We start from the raw sequence: 22,753 nt of genomic DNA, 5'->3' as shown, positions 1-22,753 counted from the left end.
ATCAGATGTCACCGGCAGAATATGAAAACCAGTATTATCAACGGCTCGGAAGTGTCTAGATTATTCGTGGCGATTCATTTGCCTGGCTGAGTTGCGCATCGGCTTTGTTCAGTTCGATCTGCCACGGCACCGGGTCCAGTGTGAATAAGGTGTCTCCCTGATGGACAAACTGGTTATCCGTCACTTTTAGCGCAACGATGCGCCCTGATATCTGTGGTGTGATATCCACCAACTCGGCACGGACTTTTCCATCCCGTGTCCAGGGTGACTGCATGTAGTAATTCCAGGCCCACCAGGCGCTGAGCAACGCAATGGTGAAAACAATCAGCGTAGAGAAGTATTTTAATCCGGAAAATGTCATCTTTTTCATCCGTGATCCATCAGCCAGAGTGAGCCAGTTACGCACAGCACGAACAGGGAGAGATCAAACAGTGTGGGATGCCAGACTTCGCCGGAGGCGAGCCAGCCGCGCAGCAGTGGGTGAATCAGCAACCAGAGAAAAAAACCGGCCAGCACCGCTTTAAACAGGGGAGGGAAGTAAAGTGACGCCCCGAAAATCAGTTCCGTGAGCGGGTGAACAGTAAGAAATCCGTGGTTGATGATATCCATTATGGTGGTGCATCCTGGAACCGGATGGTGAAATATTTTCAGCCGAAACTGTTCACTTAGTTATTTGTAATTTAACCTTCAAGCTTGCAAAATACTATACAATGCCGCTTGATAGCTAGCATACTAATTATAAGGAGATAACATGGATACCCCTCTCGGAACGGACCTGTCCAGACTGGTACGCATCTGGCGCGCACTGATAGATCAGCGCCTGAAACCGCTCGACCTGACTCAAACGCACTGGGTCACACTGCACAATATCCATCAGCTTCCCCCTGAGCAGTCACAAATTCAGTTAGCCAAAGCCATTGGCATCGAGCAACCTTCGCTGGTCAGAACCTTAGATCAACTGGAAGAAAAGGGGTTAATTACCCGCACCACCTGTGCGCACGATCGCCGTGCCAAACGCATCAAACTGACGCAGCAGGCAGAGCCGGTTATTCAGCAGGTTGAACACGTGATTGATATTACCCGGGATGACATCCTCTCCGGTATCAGCCGCGATGAAATCAATCAGATGGTGTCGCTGATTGCACGCCTTGAGAAGAATATCCTCGAGCTACAGAACAAAGAGAAATAACACCGACGCGCAGTGCGGCAGCACTGGCGTCGGTAGGTTACTGCGTTAGCGTGGAGAAACGGTAACCTGGCTGCCGTCAGTCGCCATTGCCACACGTTGTCCGACGGAGTAACGACTGGCCGCCTGTTTCTGCACCACCATGATGGTATTGCCGTCATCCTTGCGGATTTCCAGCTCGACACCATCAGATTTATTCATCGCACCTTGTACGCCCTGACCTGCAACGCCACCCAGCACCGCACCGCCGGCCGTTGCCAGACTGCGTCCTGCGCCACCGCCGATGGTGTTGCCTAAGAAGCCACCCAGCACCGCACCGCCGATTGCGCCGATGATGTTACTGTCATCGCCGCCCTGAATTTTAACCGGACGCACGGACACCAACGTACCGTATGAAACACTCTGAACCTGTTTGGCTTCACTGGCGCTGTAGGTATCGCCCGACAACGTATCGGTATTGCTACAACCTGCAAGCATTACACCAGTCAAAGCGACCACAATTACACGCTTAATCATTTGAAAACTCCTTTATTCAAGAATGCGCCATATCTCTCGCGAAATCCTGTAAACAGTATAAGACATAAAGCTGGATAGTTGACCTTTGTCGGAACAAAACATGGCTGACGCCAGCATAGACCGTTAAAATTTAACAATGATTCAATCGATAACAGAAAAAGTTCAAAGGCGTTAACTGGCAGGCAATTAATTGATTAAAAACAAATTAATCATGGATTTAGCGGGGAGAGTTTGTCACGCTTATACCAGCGTAATAACATTTTCACCACAACGAAAGGAAAGGCTATGAAATCAGGACGCTACATCGGCGTGATGTCGGGTACCAGCCTTGATGGTGTGGATGTGGTGCTGGCAGCTATCGACGAAAATATAGTGGCGCAGCAGGCAAGCTACTGCCATCCCATGCCGCCTGATTTGCGTCAGGCGATTCTGGCGATATGTCAGGGGCAAACCCTGACGTTGTCACAATTAGGGCAACTTGATACGCGACTGGGGCAGTTGTTTGCTGAAGCGGTACTGACCCTGATGCAGCGAGAATCTCTTGAGGTGGGCGATATCGTGGCCATTGGCTGCCACGGTCAGACGGTGTGGCATGAGCCGCAGAGCGCGGCACCGAATACGCTCCAGATCGGTGACCACAATCAGATTGTTGCCGCGACCGGTATCACGGTGGTGGGGGACTTCAGGCGGCGAGACATGGCGCTGGGTGGACAGGGTGCCCCGCTGGTGCCGGCTTTCCATCAGGCCTTGCTGATGGATGCCACTGAACGTCGCATGGTGCTGAATATAGGCGGTATCGCCAATCTCTCTTTGCTGATCCCGGGACAGCCTGTTCGGGGGTTTGATACCGGGCCGGGCAATATGCTGCTTGATGCCTGGATCTGGCGCAATCAGGGTAAAGCCTATGATAAAGATGCCCAGTGGGCACGCAGTGGCCACGTCAGTCATGCTCTGTTAGAGGCTTTACTGCGTGAACCCTGGTTAGCCTTGCCGCCGCCAAAAAGTACCGGGCGGGAGCTGTTTAATCTGGGGTGGCTGGAGCAACACCTGCGCCATTTCCCCGGCATCGCCGCACAGGACGTCCAGGCCACGCTCAACGAGTTTACTGCCATCAGCATTGCGCAACAGGTGCAGCTCAATGACGGGTGCGATCGTTTACTGGTCTGTGGGGGCGGCAGCCGCAATCCATTACTGATGTCACGTCTGGCGGCGCATCTTGCCGGTACCGAGGTGACCACGACCGATTCGGCTGGCATTAACGGTGATGATATGGAAGCCCTGGCTTTTGCCTGGCTGGCATTTCGCACCCTGTCGGACCTGCCTGGGAATTTGCCGGCGGTCACCGGGGCGCGTGCCAAAAGCGTTATCGGTGCAATCTATCCCGCCAATCCGTTATATACGCGCTAAAAGAAAGGGGACAGAAGCTGTCCCCTTGAGAGACGTGGACGTAGCGGCTCAGGCCACCCCGGGAAGATGCGTCAGATTACGCACGCCCGTGATGACGGTTGCCACGATGGTTTCCCGACGTGTAATGACTTCGACCTGGTAGTATTTGCTGCGATAGGCAATTGAATAGATAACCGGATGGTATTTATTGCCCTCACCATAGCGAGACATATGGGCTTCAAGCGCGCGCGAGGCGGCTACGATATGGACGGGTTCTTTATCACCGCGGATGATTTGCTTCATTCAGTCCCTCAAATGCTGTACCTGTGGGGCGCGCCTGAACACTGCGCGTTGCATCGGTCTTTAACACTGAACATCTGACTGCTTAACATCATCGTTAATTTAAAAAACAGCGTGCACGTTAAATATTGCAGAGCAATGACACAATCTGAAACGTGCTACTCATATTTAGCAGCACGTTTTATTTCGGGCAAGGGAAACGCAAAATTTATTACGTTTTCGTGCTAAGCCTTATTTAAGCTCGGGCCAGGCGACGGCAGAGACACCGTTTAACTTAGGCCAGGAAAAAAGAAACCCCTGGAACTGTGAAATGCCGGCCGCTTCCAGCCACATCCACTCTTCAGGTTGTTCAATCCCTTCTGCAATGACGCTAATTTCCAGAGACGAACAACAGGCTAAAATAGCGTGCACAATCGCCTGCTTCGGCCCGCTCTTGTGCACGTTACTGATAATGCTGCGGTCGATTTTTATTTTATCGGGTTGAATCTGCGTCAGTAATGACAACCCGGCATAGCCCGCGCCAAAATCATCCAGCGCAACGCTAATACCGGCGGCTTTAAGCTGTTTTAGCGCGGCGGCAAATTCATCAAGGCGTGAGATGATTTCATTTTCGGTGAACTCAACCACAATTTGTTCGGGCACCAGATCCTGGGCATGAATTTCCGCCAGCAAAAAAGCGACCGCGTCGGGTACCACGACCAACGACATCGGCAGCAGGTTAACTGACAGCATGATACCGTCGACGCCCAGTGCTTTTGCCTGGGCAAAGGCGGTGCGCTTAGAGTGCAAATCGTTGCGGTAAATATCCTCGGGTGCAAGGCGCGAAAAATAATGCTGTTGTGTTTCCCCCTGACGGCCGCGCAGCAGGGCTTCAAGGGAAACGATTTTACGGGCAAAGGGATCAATGATCGCCTGAAAGGCAAAATTTACGCCCTCCTGATCGATCATTGCCGCATCACCTTCGCGTGTTTCCGCATCATCCTGAATAAAATCCCAGCTGTCCGCAGAGGGGATTTCAAAATAATTTTCTTTCTCTCGCGCTTCAACAAACGTGCGTAAGAACTTAAGCGCCCGATCGTCGTACGTCAGTTGATATTTAGTCGTGCCTTTTTCCAGCACGGCATTGAGCACTGTGGTTTTATCGTATTCCCGCAGGTCAAACAGCTCCATGCCCACGTTACCAAAACGACGAGAAGGGGCGTAATCACGCATTAATTCCACAATATTATGATGGCTGGAATCGCGGCAAATACGCTCATAAACTGCCAGGACATCCGCTTCAGGTCCTTCAAGCACCTGAAAAAAATGGGTACCGTTAAATAATAAAATGCCGGTCACACTGGATGACTCATTTATTTTGTTAGCTTTAGTGACTAATCCTTCCAGCATCTTAAGCGGAACGTGGTCAGCGATGTGACTGCGATAGATAATTGTAGACAGCATAAAGTCTTCCAGATTCTTGTTTTTTTACCGCACACATTGCCAGAGCGTTTATCAGGCAATGCCTGATCCTGCTGTCATACCATCGCAAAATGTGTCTGTGCCATGCTCTTCACCAGCACTGCACCAGGGGGCGCTTACCTGTGATGTTCCGTTGTCACAGAAGAGTTAACGCGATCGATCCATGGGGTGGATAACAGACCGGGTCGGCGGTAAACAGATTTTTTATTATTCTGTTCTTTACCAGCGTGTTACGCATAGTTTCTATTATATCAGTAGTTCAGCCGTTAGGTATTGAATAGTAGTATCTTTTTTGCATTTTATCGCCCACTAATAAATCCGGCTGGCGCAGTCTGCGATCAGGTTATCTGGCGTAATCAAATTATCCCTTTGGCCTTACGTCCATAGCCGGGCAGAAAATAGCAGCGTGTTGATTTGATATGTTTTTTTAAGCGGTATGCACAGTGACGGGTTTAAACGCAATGATTAAAGGATCAGACCTGATTTGGCGAACAATGCCATTTCCTGAAACCCGATGCTCATAAGAAGTTAACCTATGCGAAACCGCCCACTGCGAATAAATCTCAAAACCACGGTTTTATAATTATCTCTGTAGTTTTAGGGATAATTCTCAGCTAAGGTCAACAACGCTACATTATTAAATTAAATCGTAATTAACTCTTTTTCTACCTCATTGGCACAGCGACCACCAGGGGCAATCTTATGCTTAAATCAAGCTACTATTATGTCTGTCCTTACACCCGAGGCGGATGGATAATTCATAAAGAAGGTTGTATTCATCTGGATAACGGCCGTGGACGTGAATTTATTGGTTCGCTGTATACCCGTCAGCAAGCCTTAACGGTGGCCAAAATTCATCATCCCGACGTCATCCTGTGTACCGCCTGCCTGAGCCCGTACGTGTGCCCCAGTGCTGGCAGAAGCCTGGCAGCACGCAGTCGGGCCATGCCCATGCGTCATACGCCAAAGTCGTCCTGAACGGAGTATGCTGCGCCAGCGCTGAGCGTGCGTTTCATCTTGTCGGCACAAGGTGTCGGAAGGGCGTGAAAAATCGGGTCATGAAGGCGGGGCGTTCACTGCCGCGTTAAGAGCGAATAACCGCTAAACACGCATCGTATTAATAGTGCAGGGCACGCAGTGTAATAAAGCAGCTGCGAACAGCTGCTTTATTCATATTAAGCCTGTTTAGGCTGTCCGTTAGAAGCGGTCAGGCCACCATCAACCGGGAGATTAGCGCCTGTAATATAACGCGCGTCCTCACTGGCAATAAAGGCTATTGCATCAGCAATATCTTCAGGCTCACCCGCACGCCTTAACGGAATGCGATCGTAGAAGCGCTCAAGCAGCGCCTGATCGTTTTTCACGCCTTCGGTCAGATCGGTGAAAGTGAAGCCGGGACAAATTGCATTTACCCGCACGCCGTCAGCGCCGTAATCCATTGCCAGTGACCGGGTAAAGTTGGTGACTGCGCCTTTGGCGGCGTTGTACACGCTCATTCCCCAGTCGCCACCCAAACCGGATACCGATGAGATATTCACCACGTTGCCTTTGGATTTGAGCAGGGCGGGCATGAAGAAGTGAACGCAGTGGAATACGCCGTCGAGATCGACACTCATCAGCTTCTTCCAGTCGGCAGGTTCGATCTCATGGATGCGCCCCTGCACGATAATTCCGGCATTATTGACCAGCACGTCAACCCGGCCATATTTCTCTTCGACGCGGGCTGCCAGGGCTTTTACCTGATCGGCCTCGGCGACATCGCAGGCGGTAGCCAGATGACTGTCGCCAGGCAACTGTGCTAACACTTTTTGCAGCTTATCCTGATGACGTCCAACCAGTACGACAGAGGCGCCTTCCTGTGCAAAACGCCTGGCACTCGCTTCACCAATTCCTGAACCGGCTCCTGTCACTACAACGATTTTACCTGTAAATCTGGACATTTTGCCTCCTTAATGGCGTCGCTTGCTGTTATAACCCTGTTCAGCCTGGCAGCCCTGTGGCCCAGGTCAAGCGCAACGGGACCGGATGCGTATTGTTTAACCGCTAAGCACCCGGATCGCGTTGCGCAGGACGCCGTTACGGCCTTCTGAACAGGGCCATGCTCCGGCCTTCCAGCTCAAAGTCCTTCTCTTTGGTGATCACCATTCCGTGTTTGCTCACATCGCTGGTGGCCAGCTCCAGTACCCATCCGCCTTCCCCAAACTGAGGAATACGGAAGGGGACGTTGCCTTCAAACGGGTTGATCAGCATGAGCACGTCATACCAGACACCGTCCTGATGTTGCAGGTCCGGGCGGCCGATATAGACGCCGAGCGTTGAGCCTTCGTCCCACTGTTCCGCCTGCTGCAATCCACCACCGGCATTGAACCACTTAATTTCCATTCCATCGCGCCAGCTTTCACGCCGTAACAGCGGCTGGGTTTTACGCAGCGAGATGACGTGGCGCGTGAACTCACGCAAGGCTTCAGCGGAGGCGGGCAGGTTGTCCCAGTGAACCCATGAAATTTCACTGTCCTGACAGTAACCGTTGTTGTTTCCCATCTGGCTGCGACCAAACTCATCGCCCGCCAGCAGCATCGGTGTACCGTGCGAGAAAAATAACGTGGCAAGAAAGTTACGCTTCTGACGCTCACGAACTGCATTGATGCCCTCGTCGTCCGTGGGGCCTTCGGCACCATAGTTATACGAGCGGTTATCATTGTGGCCGTCGTTGTTGTCCTCACCGTTATCGGCATTGTGCTTCTCGTTGTAGGACACCAGGTCGTTCAGCGTGAAGCCATCATGCGCGGTGATAAAGTTGACGCTGGCCCAGGGACGGCGTCCGCGCTGGTCATAGAGATCGCCGGAGCCAAGCAGGCGGGCAGCAAAGTCGGTTGAGACATTGTTCCCTTTCCAGTAATCGCGCACGGTATCGCGATACTGATCGTTCCATTCTGCCCAGCCCGGTGGGAAGCCGCCGACCTGATAACCGCCAGGGCCGATGTCCCAGGGCTCACCAATAAGTTTTAACCGGGAGAGCAACGGGTCCTGGGTGATGGCGTCGAAGAAGCCGCCACGTGGGTCGAAGCCTTGCGGTTCGCGGCCCAGAATGGTGCCAAGGTCGAAACGAAAACCGTCGATATGCATGGAGTCGGCCCAGTAACGCAGGGAATCCGTGACCATCTGCAACACGCGCGGATGAGAGGTATTCACGGTGTTTCCTGTGCCGGTATCGTTGATGTAGTAACGATGCTGGTCCGGCAAGGTGCGGTAGTAAGAGAAGTTGTCGATGCCTTTAAAGGACAGGGTTGGGCCAAGCTCGTTGCCCTCGGCGGTGTGGTTGTAAACCACGTCAAGGATCACTTCGATGCCCGCATCATGAAAGGCGCGCACCATATCCCGGAAACCCTGAATGCCGCGCGGACCGAAATAGCGCGTCGCCGGGGCAAAAAAGTTCAGCGAATTATAGCCCCAGAAGTTTTTCAGCCCTTTATCCAGCAAGTGTTGGTCGTCTGGAAACCAGTGCACTGGCAACAGTTCAACCGAGGTAATGCCCAGGCTCTTGATATAGCCCACCGTCGATGAATGGCTCATCCCATCGTAAGTGCCACGCATCTCCGGCGGCAGCGCCATGTTCATTTGGGTGAAGCCCTTCACATGGGTTTCATAAACGATCGTTTCGGACCAGGGAACCTGAGGGCGGTTTTGGTCCTGCCAGTCAAATTCATTCGGGTCAATCACGCGGCATTTCGGCGTGAAGGGCGCGCTGTCGCGATCGTCAAACGTCAGGTCTTTGTCTTCGTGGTACAGATCATAAGCGAAGTGCGCCTCGTTCCACGCAATATCCCCGGCCAGCTCGCGCGCATAGGGATCGACCAGTAATTTATTCGGGTTAAAACGATGACCGTTTTCCGGATCGTAAGGGCCATAAACGCGGTAGCCATACAGGGTGCCTGGCGGTAAACCGGGCACGTAACCATGCCAAACCTCATGGGTAAACTCAGGCAAATCCAGTCTGGCTATCTCATTTTTTCCGCCTGGATCGTAAAGACACAGTTCTACGCGTTCTGCGTGGGCAGAAAACAGCGCGAAATTTACCCCTTTACCATCGAAGTTTGCCCCAAGCTGTAGACTCGATCCCGACGTGATTTCAAAACGATGATTTGACATCTATCCCTCTCAATTAACGAACCCAGTTACGGCGTTTCAGTCCATGTACTGACCTGCTTTCAGCAAGCGAATAATGCCAGTGCCCAGTAGTTATTTAACGTTTCAAGCGTAATGCGATCGGTCAGGGTGATTTCCTGGCCACTTAACACATCACGGTAACGGCGATGTGCCAGTTCGTCAGGCAACACAATCTCTGTGGCGGCCCAGCGCGCCGACGGCGGCGTTTCCAGGTTTTGCTGTGGGTTAAACATCAGCCGGGAGGTGATCACGATAACAGCGTCATTGCCACGCGTACGGGCAAAGGCCAGTAGCCTGTCCGAATGCGCGCCCTGTGCCGTCAGCGGCAGGTAAGCGCCTCGGGCGAACAGTTCAGGCCGATCCCGACGGGCATTCAGTAGCGCAACCGTCGCTTGCTGGTTAACCTGTCCCTGAAGCCAGCCATCAAGCGTAGCGGGCAGGGCGGTCGTCGCAGCCGCTAACATCTGTTGGAGGGCGGCATAATCAGGCTCACGACGGTTGTCAGGATCGACCAGGCTGAAGTCCAGTGCTTCGCTTCCCTGATAAATATCCGGCACGCCAGGTGCGGTCAGCTTGATGACTCTCTGGCTCAGGCTGTTTATCAGCCCGGTCTGGATAAAGGGCTGCAGCGCCTCGACGAAATCCTGCAGGAAAGCCTGATTAGTCGGTGAAAGCAGATGACGCGCGTAGTCCAGCACCGCCTGCTCATAGGCCGCATTGTTCTCTGTCCAGTCAGTACGCAGCTTGGCTTCACGCAGCGCTTTTTCCACATAGCCCGCAAAGCGTTCAGCTAAGGCGTCCAGTCCCGCGCTATCCTGAGGGTCCAGGGTCGGTGGCCAGACGCCAGCCAGCGCCTGATACAGCATCCACTCCACGGACGCCTCCGGTGCAGGGCCATCCTCAAGGGGACGTACCGCCTGACGATTAAGCCCGCGCCAGCGTTCCACGCACGTCGCCCAGCGCTGAGGGGCTTCTGTCAGGGTATAAAGGCGGGCACGTGCGTCCTCGCCTCGCTTGGTGTCATGCGTCGAGCTGGCGGTAAGGGCATCCGGCTGGCGCGCAAGACGCGTTTGCATCTCATGGTGAAACTGTTGCGGGTCAAACTGCTGCTGCAAGGGTTCTGCGCCGACTTCATTAAGCGCCAAGGCCCGGTTCTGTCGGTAGAACAGCGTGTCCTCGATGGATTTCGCCATCAGTGGGCCGGTGAGCTGCTGGAAACGGGTACGGAAGCTGTCCGCCAGCCCGGTGACCTTAGCGTCAACGTTGCCCTGCATAATCTGTAGCAGGAAATCGATCGTGCGACTGTCCGGTGCCTGTGCTGACGCCTTCACGTTGCTGGCGATATCCTGTAGCCGTTGCAGGTCATCTGCGGGCAGGCCGTGCGCATTACCGTAGGTGCGGTAAACCGGAAAGGCCACCAGCAGCTCACGCAGTGCGGCGCGCAGCTGATCCGGGTTAACCGTCATCTGTTCACCTGCGGCAATAGCGGTAGCCAGATCCATCAGGCGCGAAAATTCACCCGCAAAGTTGCGGTCTGCCATCAGGCATTTCGCTTTGCGGAGTTCGTCTGCCATCTGGACAGCGTTGCCACTGACGCTCTCATAGGCCTGGCGGAGCGCGTCGAGATGATGGTTATCAACCAGGACATGGGACAGCGCGGCGATAAACTCGTAGCCGGTGGTGCCCGAAATCGGCCAGTCGGCGGGGATCTGTTCTCCCTCACCCAGAATTTTCTCGACGGTGATATAACATGCCGCACCGGCCTCGTGGCGCAGCTGTTCAAGGTATCCTTTTGGATCGGCCAGCCCGTCAACGTGATCGACACGCAGGCCGTCAACCGCGCCGCTGTGCACCAGTTCCAGAATAAGCCGGTGCGCATCCCTGAACACTGCCGGATCTTCCACCCGCACACCGACCAGGCCAGTAACCTCAAAGAAACGGCGGTAGGAGAGATCCTGGGCGGCATCGCGCCACGACATCAGTCGCCAGGGTTGCTGTTGGTGCAGGGCCGCCAGCTCGGCTTTGCTGCGAAGCTGGAGAACCGCCTCTTCACGTCCCTGCCAGCTTTCCGGGGTCAGGGGATAGTAGCTCTCAAAATAGGCCAGTGCCGGTTTGCCGGTTTGCGGATCGCGTTTGACGGCGAGGTCTCCGTTTTCCAGCACGGTGTCGAGATCATCGCCCAGAAACGGCAGCGTCAAACGGCGTGACCAGTCGATATCAAAATAGTGGGCATAGCGACTGTTTTGGCCGTGCTCCAGCACGTCGTACCACCAGCCGTTTTCCAGCGATGCCGCCATGTGGTTGGGAACGATATCAATAATGAATCCCATACCGGCCTGTTTCAACGCCTGCGCCAGACGATCAAACCCCGCGCGGCCACCAATGGCCGGATCGATTTGATTCACGTCGGTCACGTCATACCCGTGGGTAGATTCACGGGTCGCGGTAAAGACCGGCGAGGCATAGAGATGACTGATGCCGATGTGTTTCAGATAAGGAATCAGCGCCGCTGCGCGGTCAAAGGTCATGCCATTTCGGAACTGAATACGGTAGGTCGCGGTTGGAATACTCATTTATGCTCTCCGGCAGCCAGACGAACAATCATTGCGTTTGGCGGCAGATTGTCTGCCGGTTGCGGCCAGGCAAAAAGGGTTTCCCCCGGCATCTCTGGCAGAGGACGATCCTGTTCACCGATATTCAATGCCATAGAAAGGGTTCCGGCTGGGAACGTCCAGCTTACGGCAACGAATCCCTCTGCGGTTTCCAGCACCTTCCCGCTATGCCCGCCCGCCGTTGCCAGCAGCGGCACAATGTACTGCTGCCGGATGGCCAGAAGCGAACGGGTCAGCTTCAGCCAACGTTTTCCTTCTTCACTTTCCAGCTTGCGCCAGTCCAGTTTTGATCGGGTAAAGGTCGCTTCGTCATTGGGATCGGGAACGCTTTCACCTTCATGGCCCGCGTGTCCTTCAAACTCTCTCGCCCGGCCTTCTCGCACCGCTTTGGCCAGATCGCCATGGAAATCGGTAAAGAACAGGAAAGGATGGGTTTCGCCGTACTCTTCCCCCATAAACAGCAAAGGGATGTGAGGCGACAGCAGGAGCGTGGCCAGCAGCACCTGGGTACGTTCGGCCCCGGCCAGCGAAATCAGCCGTTCTCCCTGCGCGCGATTGCCGACCTGATCGTGATTCTGGATAAAGTCCACAAAGGCCACCGGGGGTTGACCGGTGCTGTCAACGCCGCGCTTTTCGCCGGACTGCACGGAGACCTCGCCCTGATAGACAAAGCCCTCAGCCAGCGCGCGCGCCACGCGTTTCTCTGGCTGCCCGGCAAAATCCTGGTAATAAGCATGCGTTTCGCCCGTGGCAAACACATGAACGGCATTGTGAAAATCATCATTCCATTCCCCGGTAAACAGCGGGGCGGAGCCATCTTCTGCTCTGGGATGCAGAAAGATAACGTTGCGACAGTCTTCGGTGGTGAGGTGAATCTGGCGATCGGGAATATCGGCACGAATGCGTTCGGCAATGTCAGTCAAAACATGCTTGTCTGAAATGTCTTCAATCTGGTCGATGGCGTCAAAGCGCAAGCCGTCAAGATGGTACTCCTGCAGCCAGTAGAGCGGGGCTTCGGCGATATAACGCCGCACCGCATCCACATCATAAGCAATGCCTGCGCCCCACGGCGTCATCCGGTCTTTATGAAAGAAGTCAGGCGACAGCAACGGCAGATAGTTACCATCCGGGCCAAAGTGGTTAAGCACAATATCCAGTACCACCGCAATGCCATAACCGTGGGCTGCATCAATAAACGCCTTAAAATCGTCAGGCGTACCGTACGCGGCGTGAGGTGCGTAAAGCAGCACGCCATCGTAACCCCAACCGCGTTGACCGCCGAACTGAGAGACGGGCAGCACTTCAATCATGGTGATGCCGGTTTCAGCCAGGTAAGGCAGTTTCTTTATCGCGGCCTGGAAGGTTCCTTCTTCGGTGAAGGTGCCCATATGCATTTCATAGACCACGCTTTCCTGCCACGGACGACCTTGCCAGTTGGTGTTCTGCCAATGATAGTGACCAGGATCGATGACCAGAGAAGGGCCGTTGACGTCGTCTTGCTGCGCGCGTGAAGCCGGATCGGGAATCACCGTGCCATCGTTCAGCACGAAATTATAGGCTGCTCCCGCCTGTACACCGCTGACCTGCTGCTCAAACCAGCCGTCTTCGGCTGGCGTCATCGCGATATCATTACCGGAAAGTCTTAATGTGACCTGCTGTTGACCCGTTGCCCACACGCGGAAACGCACGGTACCATCAGCCAGAAATTCACTTCCCCAACTCTTAAAAAAAGATGTAGATCCCATTCCGTTGCCTCGTTAACCAGAAAGTACGCAATAAACATCCTCGCGCTATCGTTAAGCCGATGAGGCGAGTTCAAAGGTATGTCAGCGAGATTCAGCGCCCAGGAGGTCGGTACGCCTTAACAGCCTTAACCAGCGCCATTATTCAGAAAATGTTATGTGTAATACCGCTTCAGGCACCCGGCAGCGCCTGCTTCACACGACTCTCAACAAGTAATCATAGACTACGCTGCGGCATTTACGGTCGCGGTACACAATGAACACCGCACCTTTTTTCCCTTCTACATGACAGAGTTGTCCGATCACCCCGACATCCTTCTGCTGCTGTCTGCGGTAAATCAGATAAACACCAGGGCTTTTGCAGTAAAAAACCGCTGAAAGCAGCGGTTTTGCAGGGAAAACAGAAAGGGCAGGTGTGACACTCGCGCGCCCCGTGCTCCAGCCACCCCAATCGGAATGGCTGGAACCAGGATCAGGCCGGAATGGTCTGTGCTTTTTGGCTGCGCGACCAGACGCGATGTTCTGCCATGGCGGCGGTAAAATCATTCATCAGCGCAATTTCAGCATTATCGGCTTCCACAATGCCTTCTTCTTGCTGGTTTTCATCCAGATCAAACTGCGCTTTAAAGCGACGTGCGTCGCCACTCAGGCCGATGACTTTCAGATGCTTGTAGGCTTCCAGCAGGAAGTAGCGCGCGTCACCGCTTTTCAGCAGCGCGTCAACGTTACCATCGGGTACCATTACGGCATCGAAGGTCAGTGAAGGGAGACCGTTGAACGTCGCATCGATGGGTAACAGAGAACCGTCGTCGGCGCTGACCTGGCCCATATGCGCTGCCAGCAGTTTAGTATGCACGCCTGCGGCTTTCAGATGCTGCAGGATGTGCAACACGTCCTCAGCCTTCACGCCTTCGCTCAACAGCAGCGCCACCTGACGACCTTTGATGTCACCATCCGGAATCGCATACAGGCTCAGGCTGTCATCTTTCTGCAGACCATTTACGTCTTTTGGCGCAGCGGTATTGAGCTGTTCGTCGCTAAGGCCAATACCCAGATTGGCTGCCACACCTTGCGCCAGTTTGACATCAATGCGCAGCAGATGGTCAAGCACGCGCTCGCGAATATAAGGACGGGCGACTTTACTCAGCTCGAAAGAGTACGCGCCAATGATGTGCTGCTGTTCAATCTCGGTCTGACTGTTCCAGAACAGGCGAGGTTGAGAATAATATTCGCCAAAGGATGGACTGCGTTCACGGACTTTATGCCCCTCAACACGTTCCTGATAGCTCTCAAAACCGCCACCTTTTGCCGCAGGCGGTGTTTCGCGAGGCCAGTTATCGTTAATTGAGTTGGGCTCATAGTTGGCCGGATTGGTGTCAATATCCATCCGGTGCATGCCCTGGCGCTGGAAGTTGTGATATGGACAAACCGGGCGGTTAATCGGGATCTCATGGAAGTTAGGACCACCGAGGCGACTGATTTGCGTATCGGTGTAGGAGAACAGTCGGCCCTGAAGCAGAGGATCGTTGGAAAAGTCGAGCCCAGGTACGATATGGCCCGGGTGGAACGCAACCTGCTCTGTTTCTGCAAAGAAGTTATCCGGATTGCGATTCAGCACCATTTTACCGACCCGCACGACAGGGACCAGCGCTTCAGGAATCAGCTTGGTGGCATCCAGAATATCGAAGTCGAACTTGAACTCATCCTCTTCCGGGATCAGCTGCAGGCCAAGCTCGAATTCCGGAAAGTCACCCGCTTCAATCGCTTCCCACAGATCGCGACGGTGGAAGTCAGGATCGCGCCCGGTCAGCTTCTGCGATTCGTCCCACAGCAGCGACGCTTTACCTGCCAGTGGTTTCCAGTGGAAGCGAACAAACGTGGCTTTGCCTTCATCGTTAATCAGGCGGAAGGTGTGAATACCAAAGCCTTCCATTGTGCGATAGCTGCGCGGAATACCGCGGTCAGACATTGCCCAGATTACGTTGTGCAGGGTTTCAGGTTGTAGCGACACATAATCCCAAAAGGTGTCATGAGCGCTTTGGCCCTGTGGAATTTCATTGTGTGGCTCGGGTTTCACCGCATGCACAAAGTCGGGGAATTTGTGGGCGTCCTGAATAAAAAACACCGGCGTGTTATTACCCACTAAGTCGAAAACGCCTTCATCGGTGTAGAACTTGGTGGCAAAGCCACGGATATCACGCACCGTATCCGCTGAACCCGCGCCGCCCTGAACCGTGGAGAAGCGCACAAACACCGGCGTAATCTGCTCTGGCTCGCTCAGGAAATGAGCTTTGGTCACGTCCTTCATTGAGCAGTAAGGTTGGAAATAGCCGTGTGCCGCCGAGCCTCGCGCATGAACGATACGTTCCGGAATTCGCTCATGGTCAAAATGGGTGATTTTCTCCCGCATGATGAAATCTTCAAGCAGCGTCGGCCCACGCGCACCGGCGCGTAACGAGTTCTGGTCGTCTGCAATACGGGTGCCCTGATTGGTGGTAAGCGGGCTGCCCGTTCCATCTTTACGGTTCGCTGCTAGCTGATCGAGTTTGCTGCTGTGAGTATCGGGGGCTTTAAGACTGCCTGGTGCCGTGGGTTTCTTACCCGGCGGTGTCGGTTCGGCTGGTGGCTGATGTGAACCATCTTTAGGAGCCAGTGAGCCCAGTCCAGGCTGTGATGATTCCGGGCCGGTCGTGGGGGCCCGATGACTCAGGGGATTATTCTTTTTTTCATTCGACATAACACATTGCTCCAGCTTTTTTTTACTACTTGAGGTGCCAGTAAATATAGAACAACTTAATTAATAAGCTTATAAATATTGCGCTTAATCGTTGCGGTTAAATAAAGAACAGACGATATTTCTCCTGTTTTTAGTGATTTTCAATCAGCGAAAAAATAATTTAATAGCGAAACTAAATGCTTATTTTAAGCGCGACGGCAATGTGGTATCTCTATCTTATTCAATGGGTTATTTTTTATTTCCCTTTGCTGTCGCCTGGGTGATTACAGCCAGTTGTTTTTTATAAGCCAGGTATTTTCTGAAAATCGTTCCGCTCAGGTTTATTACGTTTTGCTAAAAATAAGCGACGTTTTTTCCTCTCACGCTACGCTTATTATCCTCAAAGCGAAGCGGAAATAAGCGGCGATGGATAAGGCGTAAAAAGCATTACTGGAAAGGGTGAACGGGAATAAAAATGCAGGGGTGAGAGGGGGATAAAAATCGCCAGTCCATGGCGTACTACCTCCTTAAGGCGCCTTACTCAGAACTACTTAGAAGTGCGACGGCTTTTTTTGCCTCCTTTCCGACCGGCCTCCCTGGCTCTTTCAGGATCGTTTTTGAAATTACCTCCGCTGGCTTTGCCTCCTGCACTGCCAGCTTCACTGGCTCGGTCTGGATCGTTGGCAAAATTACCGGCACCACCTCTGTATTTCTGTTGTGTCATAGACAAGACCTCATATCAGGGTTCCTTAGATAAGAAGGACTAGCTAGTCACAGCGCTAAGTTTAGTTCTGATACGAAATTATGCCACCCTGAAACCCATTATTCGGTGACGAGATGTTGCGGTTATTACTTGTAAAATCAGGGGATAAGCTGTGCGCGCCGGGGAAGCGGGACAGGTAGCGCGCGTTGCCGTTATACGCGACCCGTTACAACAAAGGTATTAATCAGGGATTATTCATAAAGTTAGCGCTTAACCTATTGATAGTGCTGGCCTTAATGGCGATTTTAAAATTAGCTGTTACACTTTCTGGATACTGTTCAGGAGTGTTTATGAAATTAGGCTTTGCATGTAAGTATTTAAACGAAGAGGGCAAGCAGTATTTCCCCTTTCGCGCGACCACGCGAACCCGTTTTCTCAGCCTGGATGAGGCGCAACGCACGGCGCTCATTTATGAGATTTCGAAGACCAATTTGCAGAACCTGTATTTAACGCTGGAAGCCATTGCGGTGCTCCCGGACGCGTTAAGAATGATGCGGATTGGCAGCGATTTACTGCCGTTGTATACCGTACCTGAAGCAAAGCCGTTATTTGCGGCGTTTCTGCCTGAGCTGTATCCGTTGTTTGCCCGCTGCGGTGAGCTGGCGCGGGCGCATCATATCCGGCTGTCATTCCATCCGGGACAGTACAGCGTGCTGGCGTCGGACAATCCTGATGTCGTTTCACGCGCCTTAGAGGATGTGGAATACCATGCGTTGTGCGCCTGTTTGATGGGGTACGGCAAAACCTTCCAGGACTTTAAAATCAACATTCATATGAATGGCAAACTCGGGTTTGACGGGTTTAAACAGGCGTTTCAGCGCCTCAGTCCTGAAGCGCGCTTAATGCTGACGGTAGAAAACGACGAAATTTCGTGTTCACTGGACGATGTGTTGCAGGCCGGGGCGCTGTGTCCGGTGGTGCTGGATATCCATCATCACTGGGTCAAAGAGAACCAGTTTATCCGGGCGGACGATGCACGTATTGCACGGATTGTTGATTCCTGGCGCGGCGTCCGCCCGGTGCTGCATTACTCCATTTCGCAAGAGGGGATTATCCCCACCGAGGGCTTTCCGGATCAGCACGCCCTGACCGTGCCGAAAACAAAGCTTCGTGCCCATTCCGATTACTATTTCAATCCCACGCTCAACGCCTGGGCATTGTCATTCAGCGATTTCGACATCATGTGTGAGGTGAAAATGAAAAACCTGGCGCGTGAGCAGCTGTACGATTGGGGAAGGCGTCAAAACCTGATCGCCTGAGGCGCGCAGGCAAAAAAAAAGCCCCTGAATCAGGGGCAAATTTTTAGGGAAGGTAAAGCATCCTTGCTAAGTAGCGTGTCATCATCACAACAAAATTAAAAACGGACGTCGCCCGGCTTACGTTGAAGAACGCTCTCCAGAGCCTGACGATAGATATCCTGTTTGGTCGCGTCGGTTTCACTTTCCAGTTTATGGATCAAACCCAGTAACATATCTTTTTCAGAAACGTGCGCTTTAAAAGAAGCGAGTTCTGACCAGGTCTCTGCAATTACATCTTTTTCGCTGGTGAAAGTGTCACCCGCATTCATGAAATATTCAGAAATCTGAGACTCAGTATTCGTTGTCGTTTGCATGGTAGCCTCAAAATCGGAAGAAGACGTTTTCCTGCCCGTGGCGAAGAAAATTTTGCATTTGAAGGTGGAAATCCACTCACCTTCAGATGCGGTGCAAGGCACCTTTCGTTACAAGTGATTTAACATCACGGCGTAAAGTTATACAAAAAAACTAACTTTGTACAATTTTTTGCGAAGAAAAACCCCTGGTCGGATGAGTTACTGGCCGAGGGTGCGCTGCTTTCTGCTACTGTTTTTGATATTTAATTATGATTTATAAGGGTTTTTTCTGGTTTTGTATGAGCCTGTTTTTTTTGTGCGGTTGTACAAGGCTGCGCAAACTTGTACAGCATAAGCTGTATAATTCTGGTCAGGAACGCACGAAAAAGTCCCGGACTGGGCAGGGCACGCATCGGGTTGGGAGCCTTTAAGCCGGCTGCGACTGTCCTGTGGGCGACCGCAACGTCGACATCACCGCATGACGGCCCGCGGGCAGCGTATGACCATTTTCCGGATAACGATGCCCCGGCAGAGAATAGCAACCGATGGTCAGCGGCGCATGAACGCTCGACCGGTCAGGCCCGCATTTTTGCGTCCTGTGGTCATAAAGCAGGCTTTGTGGGCGGCGGTGCAATAATTCACTTCCTTCTGTACCCGCAGGGCGTTAAGGTTTACGCCTCTTGGATCAGAAGGAAATGATAATGGTTAACGACTATTTCTCGCTGCCGCCTGCGGGTATGACGCAGGAACAGCATAAACGTACGGTCGCGGTTGCGGCGGCACTGGCAGTGGCAAAAGAGTCAGTCAGCGCCTCAACGTCAGCAAATGGCTCGAAAGCGGCCTGGGATCTGCAAGCGGTGGCAAACGAAATTGCCAATCTGGCCGATGCGATTCAGGATGCGCTGGAGTCTGACAGCGACGTATAACGGTGAGATTGCGCTGTCTGATCGGGCAGCGCGACGGTAAAAAGCACGCTCACGCTCAATAACAAGGCTGTCTGTTTCATCCTCCGCCTCCTGCGCAGCCCGCTTTCCCACCATATCCCACTACGCAGCGCTATACAGCCTGTCATCCCGGTAACGTCACCAACACCGCTTGCCGGTTCTACGCAGCCATCAGGCTTTGACGGCACCGATAGCGTTATCGCTCAGGGCGCTGCTGAGAGAAATAAGCCAGCAGACGGGTCATCTTTTGCTGGGGTGAGGTGTAAGTCTCGTCAGTGACTTTGCCTGTCCAGCGATCATCTGCTTCAGGGTGAGGTCCGGTTAACACCACCGTTCCTTTTCCGTAGGCATAACGCGCCATCGCCACATCACCATTACGATAAAAGGCCACAGGGGTAAAACCGTCCTGCGGTTTATGGCCGACAAGATAAGGGCCATCCTGATAATAGAATGTCTCTTGTCTGCCATTCCACTTAACAGGAATCGTGTAATCACCCTCATCGGCGATCTGCGATCCCGGACGTCCTGCTTCGGAATCAAGCGGCGAGGCGATCAGCCCCAGCCAGTTACTGTCCGCCAGATAAGCACCCATGCACAGACCGAGGTAACCTTTACCATCGCGGACAAAATCGCGTAGGGCTTTTGCCCCCTCATCCCCCAGGGCTTCATAGGCCGCTGGAATATCCTGACCTCCGCCGGGCTGGATATAAAGATCAACCTGACGCAGGTTCTGAGCATTCAGTGTTTGTTTTTCGTTTTCGCCAATATAAGAAATGCTGAGCGGCATCGCGACGCCGTGTAGCGCTTTCATCACCATTTCTGAACAACCTTCACAGCCAGCCGCACCACGATAAATGGCGATTCTCAGTGGATGATTGTCCGCCAGGCTAAAGCCGGACGCGAGGCTCAAGGCAAGTAGCATCGCGGTTAACATCCCACGAGGATAGCGGACACGTTGTAATGCATTAAAAGCCGGGCGCATGATGCATTTCCTGTCATAGCGAGAAAGAACGCTTCCGTTGCGGCACCCACGGCGCGGCATGAGAAGAGAAGGTCAGCGCAGGCAGACTGGCTGGACGCGATAAAAATAGCGCATTTCAGTGTCCTTGAGCAACTGCTCAATTTTGGGTGACGATCATTCCTTGCCAACCCTTTATTCGCAGCGGGCGTCCAGCAGACCGCCGCCATCGGTGTCGTTGTCTCCTGGACTGCCCGCTTACTGGCCGTTATTGGCTATAACCCGAAGCGATGATTTTCGCTGCGCCCGCCAGAACCGCTTTGCGCGAAGCGGCATGTGGGTCGGGCTGGGTGTAATAGGTGACCAATACCAGCGGTGCATGGTGCGGTGGCCAGATAACGGCGATATCGTTGGTGGTGCCGTAATCGCCGCTGCCGGTTTTATCCGCAACTGTCCAGTCAGCGGGCAGGCCGGCACGTAGGCTGTTCGCCCCTGTGGTGTTGCCTTTCATCCAGTCGCTCAGTTGCTGACGTTGCGCCGGTGCCAGCGCACTGCCCAGCACCAGCTTTTGCAGGCTTTGCATCATGGCAGCAGGCGATGTCGTATCGCGTTTATCACCCGGGATGGCGGTATTCAGATCCGGTTCTTTGCGATCGAGCCGAAAGGTGGTATCGCCAATGCTGCGCGCAAAACGGGTCACCTTCTGCGGACCGCCCAGCCGCGTCAGCAGTTTGTTCATCGCCGCATTGTCACTGTATTGCAGCGCAGCCGCGCTGAGTTCAGCCACCGTCATTGTGGCACCGACGTGTTTTTCAGTTATCGGGTTGTAATTAACCAGATCGGTTTTGTGGATCGCGACGTTTTCATTAAGCAATCCGCTTGCGGTTTCACTCTTTTTCAGGATGGCCGCAACGGCGAAAACTTTGCTGGTGCTGCAGAGCGGAAAACGCGTGTTGCCACGATAGGTAAAAACGGCACCATCGGCGGTGTCCGTCACTGCCACTCCCAGCCTTCCGCCTGCGGTCTGTTCCAACTGTTGGATGTCGCGTTGCAACGCGGCGTCATCAAAGCTGGCCTGTGCGGCAAGCGGGGTCGCGAGCGCCAGCAGGATAACGGCAGGGCGTGCGCGTTGTGTGAATAGATCAATCATATAAAACCTCATCTGATAAACGTCCGCATCGCTGAGTGCCGTCTGCGGCCGGGAAGTGCATGGCGGTTTACCGCATCATTGCGCGGCAGGATGCAATAAGAAACAGACTGGCTGCCCCTCAATAAACTTATGTCGCTTTAAACGGCGTGACGCGTCAGGCCATTCAGCCCTGCAGCACGCTATTCCTCTATTTTGTTAAATCACGAGGGAGATGGTAGGGGATTTCAAAATGTCGACAAGCGAGATAATTTGAGTGGAGACTAAAGAATTTCTGGGGGTAAACGTGAAAAATGATGTGCCGCTTAACGCGCTTCGGGCTTTCGAAGCCTCCGCCCGCCACCTGAATTTTACCCACGCGGGGCTGGAGCTGTTTGTCTCTCAGGCCGCCGTCAGCCAGCAGGTCAGGCTGCTGGAAGAACGACTGGGCGTCGTATTATTCCGTCGATTGCCGCGTGGTCTGGAGATGACGGATGAGTCGCGACTGCTGTTTGCGGAGGTGTCAGCGGCCTTCACGCAGCTCGAAAGCGCCTGGCGTCGCTTTGAAGGCGGAGAATACCGCGAGGTGATGACGATCGCCTGTGTGGGTACCTTTGCGCTGGGCTGGCTGTTACCCCGGCTTGAGGTGTTTCGTCAGCAACACCCGGCGCTGGAGCTGAATGTGCGCACTAACAATAACGTGGTCAGCCTGGCGGGTGAAGGCGTGGACTATGCGATTCGGTTTGGCGCGGGTGCCTGGCCCGCCACACACAATGAGCGGCTGTTTACGGCACCGCTGACGGTGCTCTGTCGGCCGGACATCGCCAGCCGTCTGCAGCAGCCGGCCTGTTTGTTGCGGGAAAACCTGTTACGTTCCTATCGGGCTGATGAGTGGGACAGCTGGTTTACGGCGGCGGGAATGACACCGCCCAGGATCACCGGCCCGGTATTTGACTCGTCACGTTTAATGGTTGAAGCCGCGATCCAGGCCGGCGCTGTTGCTCTGGTGCCGGCGTGCATGTTTCAGCGTGAGCTGGATGCCGGCACGCTGGCCCGTCCTTTTACGCTTGAGATCGATGTCGGTGGCTACTGGTTAACCTGGCTCCGCTCAAAGAAGATGACGCCCTCGATGGAAATATTCCGTGAATGGATAGTGCAGCAGGCAAAAGGCGGTCATGAAGAGCCGGAGCAGCCCGATGCAGGCGGCGCGCCTTAATGCTAAACGCCATCTGAGCAGCAGCATCGTGCTCAGGCGGCAAGGCGGCTCTGTATTCACTCATCGTGC

General features: G+C 53.6%; 19 protein-coding genes and 1 pseudogene. 6 read left to right on the top strand and 14 right to left on the bottom strand.

Going from position 1 to position 22,753, the window contains the following annotated elements; genetic code table 11:
* Positions 1–79: 79 nt before the first annotated feature.
* Together NR177_RS22245 and NR177_RS22240 are read right to left on the bottom strand one after the other, a co-directional pair.
* A pseudogene (locus NR177_RS22245) lies at positions 80–361 on the bottom strand (HlyD family secretion protein); the annotation flags it as partial.
* A 5-nt stretch (positions 362–366) separates the two neighbouring features.
* Positions 367–609, bottom strand: a complete 243-nt coding sequence (locus NR177_RS22240; protein ID WP_096012650.1) for a DUF1656 domain-containing protein — start codon at positions 607–609, stop codon at positions 367–369.
* Between the two features lie 142 nt (positions 610–751).
* On the opposite strand from NR177_RS22240, the gene slyA reads away from it, so the two are divergent.
* A complete protein-coding gene (gene slyA / locus NR177_RS22235; protein WP_063879409.1) occupies positions 752–1,189 on the top strand; it encodes a transcriptional regulator SlyA in 438 nt (145 codons plus the stop codon).
* Positions 1,190–1,234: 45 nt separating this feature from the next.
* Here the strand turns inward: slyA and NR177_RS22230 are convergent, their stop codons facing one another.
* Positions 1,235–1,702: a glycine zipper 2TM domain-containing protein gene (locus NR177_RS22230; protein ID WP_063879410.1), complete on the bottom strand. Its 468-nt coding sequence runs from the start codon at positions 1,700–1,702 to the stop codon at positions 1,235–1,237.
* Between the two features lie 285 nt (positions 1,703–1,987).
* Here NR177_RS22230 and anmK point away from each other — a divergent pair, with 285 nt between their 5' ends.
* Entirely contained in the window at positions 1,988–3,109 is a 1,122-nt protein-coding gene (anmK, locus tag NR177_RS22225) for an anhydro-N-acetylmuramic acid kinase (RefSeq protein ID WP_256853644.1), read from the top strand.
* Positions 3,110–3,157: 48 nt separating this feature from the next.
* Here the strand turns inward: anmK and NR177_RS22220 are convergent, their stop codons facing one another.
* Together NR177_RS22220 and NR177_RS22215 are read right to left on the bottom strand one after the other, a co-directional pair.
* Positions 3,158–3,391, bottom strand: coding sequence for a DUF4060 family protein (locus NR177_RS22220; protein ID WP_063879412.1), 234 nt, complete (start codon positions 3,389–3,391; stop codon positions 3,158–3,160).
* Positions 3,392–3,619: 228 nt separating this feature from the next.
* Positions 3,620–4,831, bottom strand: a complete 1,212-nt coding sequence (locus NR177_RS22215) for a diguanylate phosphodiesterase (protein ID WP_218994608.1) — start codon at positions 4,829–4,831, stop codon at positions 3,620–3,622.
* 720 nt (positions 4,832–5,551) lie between these two features.
* Here NR177_RS22215 and NR177_RS22210 point away from each other — a divergent pair.
* Entirely contained in the window at positions 5,552–5,827 is a 276-nt protein-coding gene (locus NR177_RS22210) for a hypothetical protein (RefSeq protein ID WP_063879414.1), read from the top strand.
* Positions 5,828–6,024: 197 nt separating this feature from the next.
* Here NR177_RS22210 and NR177_RS22205 read toward each other — a convergent pair whose 3' ends face one another.
* The 6 genes from NR177_RS22205 to NR177_RS22180 form a co-directional block, all read right to left on the bottom strand.
* On the bottom strand, positions 6,025–6,789 hold the full coding sequence (locus NR177_RS22205; RefSeq protein WP_063879415.1) for an SDR family NAD(P)-dependent oxidoreductase: 765 nt from the start codon (positions 6,787–6,789) through the stop codon (positions 6,025–6,027).
* A 136-nt stretch (positions 6,790–6,925) separates the two neighbouring features.
* Complete coding sequence (glgX, locus tag NR177_RS22200) at positions 6,926–8,998, bottom strand: glycogen debranching protein GlgX (RefSeq protein ID WP_256853643.1); 2,073 nt, start codon at positions 8,996–8,998, stop codon at positions 6,926–6,928.
* A gap of 59 nt (positions 8,999–9,057) precedes the next feature.
* The gene (gene treY, locus NR177_RS22195; protein WP_256853642.1) at positions 9,058–11,589 is read right to left on the bottom strand and encodes a malto-oligosyltrehalose synthase; all 2,532 of its coding nucleotides are present in this window, start codon (positions 11,587–11,589) and stop codon (positions 9,058–9,060) included.
* Positions 11,586–13,373, bottom strand: a complete 1,788-nt coding sequence (gene treZ / locus NR177_RS22190; protein ID WP_256853641.1) for a malto-oligosyltrehalose trehalohydrolase — start codon at positions 13,371–13,373, stop codon at positions 11,586–11,588. The genes treY and treZ overlap by 4 nt, the downstream gene beginning before the upstream one ends.
* A gap of 469 nt (positions 13,374–13,842) precedes the next feature.
* Positions 13,843–16,107 carry a catalase HPII gene (katE, locus tag NR177_RS22185; RefSeq protein ID WP_145393307.1) on the bottom strand — a complete coding sequence of 755 codons (2,265 nt, stop codon included), beginning with the start codon at positions 16,105–16,107 and terminating at the stop codon, positions 13,843–13,845.
* Between the two features lie 526 nt (positions 16,108–16,633).
* Entirely contained in the window at positions 16,634–16,810 is a 177-nt protein-coding gene (locus tag NR177_RS22180) for a general stress protein (protein ID WP_074181015.1), read from the bottom strand.
* A 329-nt stretch (positions 16,811–17,139) separates the two neighbouring features.
* Here NR177_RS22180 and NR177_RS22175 point away from each other — a divergent pair, with 329 nt between their 5' ends.
* Positions 17,140–18,108, top strand: coding sequence for a UV damage endonuclease UvsE (locus NR177_RS22175; RefSeq protein ID WP_063879420.1), 969 nt, complete (start codon positions 17,140–17,142; stop codon positions 18,106–18,108).
* Between the two features lie 95 nt (positions 18,109–18,203).
* Here NR177_RS22175 and NR177_RS22170 read toward each other — a convergent pair whose 3' ends face one another.
* On the bottom strand, positions 18,204–18,461 hold the full coding sequence (locus NR177_RS22170) for a biofilm development regulator YmgB/AriR family protein (protein ID WP_063879421.1): 258 nt from the start codon (positions 18,459–18,461) through the stop codon (positions 18,204–18,206).
* 680 nt (positions 18,462–19,141) lie between these two features.
* Here NR177_RS22170 and NR177_RS22165 point away from each other — a divergent pair.
* Positions 19,142–19,366: a hypothetical protein gene (locus NR177_RS22165; RefSeq protein ID WP_063879422.1), complete on the top strand. Its 225-nt coding sequence runs from the start codon at positions 19,142–19,144 to the stop codon at positions 19,364–19,366.
* A gap of 214 nt (positions 19,367–19,580) precedes the next feature.
* Here NR177_RS22165 and NR177_RS22160 read toward each other — a convergent pair whose 3' ends face one another.
* Positions 19,581–20,366, bottom strand: coding sequence for a BPL-N domain-containing protein (locus NR177_RS22160; protein ID WP_256853640.1), 786 nt, complete (start codon positions 20,364–20,366; stop codon positions 19,581–19,583).
* A gap of 244 nt (positions 20,367–20,610) precedes the next feature.
* Positions 20,611–21,492 carry a class A beta-lactamase gene (gene bla, locus NR177_RS22155; protein ID WP_256853639.1) on the bottom strand — a complete coding sequence of 294 codons (882 nt, stop codon included), beginning with the start codon at positions 21,490–21,492 and terminating at the stop codon, positions 20,611–20,613.
* Positions 21,493–21,775: 283 nt separating this feature from the next.
* Here bla and NR177_RS22150 point away from each other — a divergent pair, with 283 nt between their 5' ends.
* A complete protein-coding gene (locus NR177_RS22150) occupies positions 21,776–22,684 on the top strand; it encodes a LysR family transcriptional regulator (RefSeq protein ID WP_256853646.1) in 909 nt (302 codons plus the stop codon).
* Positions 22,685–22,753: the final 69 nt, after the last annotated feature.

It is taken from the genome of Pantoea sp. Fr+CA_20, assembly GCF_024520835.1.
Taxonomy (GTDB): Bacteria; Pseudomonadota; Gammaproteobacteria; order Enterobacterales; family Enterobacteriaceae; genus Pantoea; species Pantoea allii.
This window is presented reverse-complemented; position numbering and strand designations above follow the sequence as displayed.

Excerpts from the sequence above, each read along its gene's own strand:
- NR177_RS22165 (WP_063879422.1), top strand. The coding sequence starts at position 19,142 with ATGGTTAACGACTATTTCTCGCTGCCGCCTGCGGGTATGACGCAGGAA.
- katE (WP_145393307.1), bottom strand. The coding sequence starts at position 16,107 with ATGTCGAATGAAAAAAAGAATAATCCCCTGAGTCATCGGGCCCCCACG.
- NR177_RS22170 (WP_063879421.1), bottom strand. The coding sequence starts at position 18,461 with ATGCAAACGACAACGAATACTGAGTCTCAGATTTCTGAATATTTCATG.
- bla (WP_256853639.1), bottom strand. The coding sequence starts at position 21,492 with ATGATTGATCTATTCACACAACGCGCACGCCCTGCCGTTATCCTGCTG.
- treZ (WP_256853641.1), bottom strand. The coding sequence starts at position 13,373 with ATGGGATCTACATCTTTTTTTAAGAGTTGGGGAAGTGAATTTCTGGCT.
- NR177_RS22215 (WP_218994608.1), bottom strand. The coding sequence starts at position 4,831 with ATGCTGTCTACAATTATCTATCGCAGTCACATCGCTGACCACGTTCCG.
- NR177_RS22180 (WP_074181015.1), bottom strand. The coding sequence starts at position 16,810 with ATGACACAACAGAAATACAGAGGTGGTGCCGGTAATTTTGCCAACGAT.
- NR177_RS22240 (WP_096012650.1), bottom strand. The coding sequence starts at position 609 with ATGGATATCATCAACCACGGATTTCTTACTGTTCACCCGCTCACGGAA.
- anmK (WP_256853644.1), top strand. The coding sequence starts at position 1,988 with ATGAAATCAGGACGCTACATCGGCGTGATGTCGGGTACCAGCCTTGAT.
- NR177_RS22230 (WP_063879410.1), bottom strand. The coding sequence starts at position 1,702 with ATGATTAAGCGTGTAATTGTGGTCGCTTTGACTGGTGTAATGCTTGCA.
- slyA (WP_063879409.1), top strand. The coding sequence starts at position 752 with ATGGATACCCCTCTCGGAACGGACCTGTCCAGACTGGTACGCATCTGG.
- NR177_RS22160 (WP_256853640.1), bottom strand. The coding sequence starts at position 20,366 with ATGCGCCCGGCTTTTAATGCATTACAACGTGTCCGCTATCCTCGTGGG.
- NR177_RS22205 (WP_063879415.1), bottom strand. The coding sequence starts at position 6,789 with ATGTCCAGATTTACAGGTAAAATCGTTGTAGTGACAGGAGCCGGTTCA.
- NR177_RS22175 (WP_063879420.1), top strand. The coding sequence starts at position 17,140 with ATGAAATTAGGCTTTGCATGTAAGTATTTAAACGAAGAGGGCAAGCAG.
- glgX (WP_256853643.1), bottom strand. The coding sequence starts at position 8,998 with ATGTCAAATCATCGTTTTGAAATCACGTCGGGATCGAGTCTACAGCTT.
- NR177_RS22210 (WP_063879414.1), top strand. The coding sequence starts at position 5,552 with ATGCTTAAATCAAGCTACTATTATGTCTGTCCTTACACCCGAGGCGGA.
- treY (WP_256853642.1), bottom strand. The coding sequence starts at position 11,589 with ATGAGTATTCCAACCGCGACCTACCGTATTCAGTTCCGAAATGGCATG.
- NR177_RS22220 (WP_063879412.1), bottom strand. The coding sequence starts at position 3,391 with ATGAAGCAAATCATCCGCGGTGATAAAGAACCCGTCCATATCGTAGCC.